This window comes from Paenibacillus sp. MAH-35 (genome assembly GCF_058135425.1).
Map to the genome: position 1 here is coordinate 1 of NZ_JBYUPU010000088.1, position 2,892 is coordinate 2,892.

The 2,892-nt window shown below is 50.1% G+C and carries 2 protein-coding genes; both read right to left on the minus strand.

Going from position 1 to position 2,892, the window contains the following annotated elements; all coding sequences use genetic code 11:
• A partial coding sequence (locus AC3Y2E_RS34480; RefSeq protein ID WP_379217951.1) for a response regulator transcription factor occupies positions 1-610 on the minus strand: 610 nt, incomplete at its 3' end.
• A gap of 4 nt (positions 611-614) precedes the next feature.
• The gene (locus AC3Y2E_RS34485; protein WP_379217953.1) at positions 615-2,762 is read right to left on the minus strand and encodes a sensor histidine kinase; all 2,148 of its coding nucleotides are present in this window, start codon (positions 2,760-2,762) and stop codon (positions 615-617) included.
• Positions 2,763-2,892: the final 130 nt, after the last annotated feature.

The window sequence follows — 2,892 nt, forward strand, 5'->3', positions numbered from 1 at the left end:
TTTTGCGCAAATTACTGATGTGTACGGCGACCGTTCTCGTATCCTCCAGACTCTCCGTTCCCCAGATGAGCTGAAACAACGCATCGCTACTAACGACACGATTCACGTTTTGTGCCATATAGGACAGTAGACTGAACTCTTTTTTCGATAAAAAGATGGGTTCGCTACCCATGTTGACGGACTGTGCGTAGAAATCCAGCGTCAAACCCGGTAACTCCAGCAGTTGTTCCCTTCTGCCCGTCGACACTCTGCGAAGATGAGCCTTGATCTTGGCCATGAGGACTCCCGGACTGAACGGCTTGGTCACATAATCGTCGCCGCCATAGGATAATGCGCTGATCTTCACCTCGTCTTCCTCACGGCTGCTCAGAAACACGATCGGCGCATCCGTGTAGGTACGTGCGTTCATGCACCAATCAATACCGTTTTCATTAGCCAGCATGATATCCAGTACAATCAAATCCGGCTCGAAAGACTCTAGCAGCTTCATGGCTTCTGTCCCGCTATGACTGTAGGAGGATATGAAACCCTCCCGCTCGCAATACGCCTGAACTATCTCGCATATATGGGGATCATCATCGACGATCATGATTTTGTGCGTGTCCACCACACCGTCACCTTCCTTCATTTACAATACAAGGAAGCGATACATAAAAGATCGACCCTGTCTTGCCGTCGCTCTCCGCTCGAACCGTCCCTCCATGCGCTTGTACGATTTCCCTGCAAATCGCCAGCCCGAGCCCGCTGCCCTCGATCCCCGTCTTCGCGTCCGGCCGATGATACCTGTAATTGCGATTGAAGATTTGCTCGAGCTGATCCGGAGGAATACCCGTGCCAGAATCTTGTACGGTAATGATCGCATAGCGGGCAGGATTCGCCTCGTCCACAGCTAGCGCAATACGCACCACCCCGCCTCTGGAGGTGAACTTCATCGCGTTCGACACGAGATTGAACAACGCTTGCTCTAATCTTTGCGCATCCATCTCGACAACAGGAAAGTCCGATCGTTGATCTTCCGCATCTCCGATATCCAGTATGAAATCCAGCCCCGCGTCACGCACAACCAGCTCATATTGTTCAAAAAAAACACGCAAGAAGGGAATCACATGAACCGGCTCCATTCGGTACGAGACTTGTCCCGTCTCCAAATGCGACAAGAAGGACAGCTCCTCGATCATGCGGTTAATCCTTATCGTATTATCCCGGATATACTTCAGGTACTGTTCATTACGTTCCGGCTTGACCCTGTCCTGCACAGCTTCTACATAACCAAGCATGCTGGTCAGCGGCGTACGCAGATCATGCGTAATATAGGCAAGAAGCTTTTTTCTCCCTTGCTCGGAGTGAAGCAACCGGTCATACGAAGTGCGGAGATCATCATGAGCTGCGGATAAGGCCTGTGTGCGTTCCTGCACGGTCCGTTCCAAATTTATATTCATTTCGATCAGCTTGTTGTTAGCGTCCTGCAGCTCACGTGATATCCTCTCTTCGTTCGATGCCGCCCTCGTAAATCTGGAAGAAAGCAGCATCATCTGTGCAATCGTAAACACCAACAGACCAAGCGGAGATGTATTTCCGATTCGTGACCATTCGTTGTAATATAAAAAATCGTTGATGACCGTCACTAAAGCAACCACCGACACCAGCAGGAAGATCAGCGCTCCCTCCATACGCCGAACAGCCGCTTGGACCAGCCCAACCATCAGATACATCATATGGAGAACAACGACCACACCGATTATCGGTAATAATTGGGTATATATAAGCGCAGGAGTCACCGCAACTACTAGACAGAGTACGCCGGTTGCGATCCGGGTGCCCAGACGAAACCATCGCGACACATAATTTGGAAAGATGCATTCCGAGTACATCGTGATGATGTATCCACTGCTGCATAGAATCAGGTACTCGATCTTGAACTGCAATTCCCACGGAAAAGTCGGCCACCCTTGTGTGAGCAATAGCTCGCCGACCAGCAAGGATCGGATACCAAGCAACATGGTGAACAGACCAAAATACAATGGAGCCCTGTCTTTGCGTCGCAGGACGAACAACAGCAGGTGATACAGGCCAATCACCAGCAGGCTTGCGGTGATGAACATTTCAGCGGCGATTCTCAGATTTGTCCGGACCGTTAACACATCACTGCCGCCCAACTCGATATACTTGGTGATGCCGCCCCGCTTATGATGGAAGTTGGCTACTTGCATAACCAGCTCCACTCTGTCATTCTCGGGCTGGAAGAACACCAGCTTCGTTGACAGTTGCGGCGTCACGCTGCTCTTGTCCTGACCAACCGCACCAACTTCTGCCAGAAGTTCACCATTCACCCATAATTTATACGCATGAAAAATGGTAGGCAGCCGCAGAGCAAGCCGCTCATTTCGATCCTGCTCGCTAAGCTCGATAACCACCCGAAAGGTTGCAAAGCCTGTACCGTTCAGCTGCTGACCATCTAGCCGATAGCCTAGCCAAGAACCCGGGATGCTGATCCAGCGGTCATGATTTCCGTCCCTTGCTAAGCGATGCTGTATGTCCTGAGGCGACAGCAGTTCTTGCCAGTAGAACGCCCACTCCCCTTTTATCTTTAGCGGATTCTCACTGACATGAACTTGCGTTACATCCAGAATGCCTTCTTCACTTTGGAACTTAGGGGAATCCGGTACAGAGAGGACGGCATAGCTTGCAACCAAACCAAGAACAACGGCAGCAGCTATATGAAGCAAGATCGTACGAGAACCGAATCGGAGAATACCCCTCACTATAAACCCAACCCCAATCTACAAGAGCGCAATAAGTAAGTTAATTATCTAAATCATATCATCATTAAAGGAAAATGTGCCCTACAATTATCTACGAGTCGTTGAACACATACATCACGATGAGATCCTT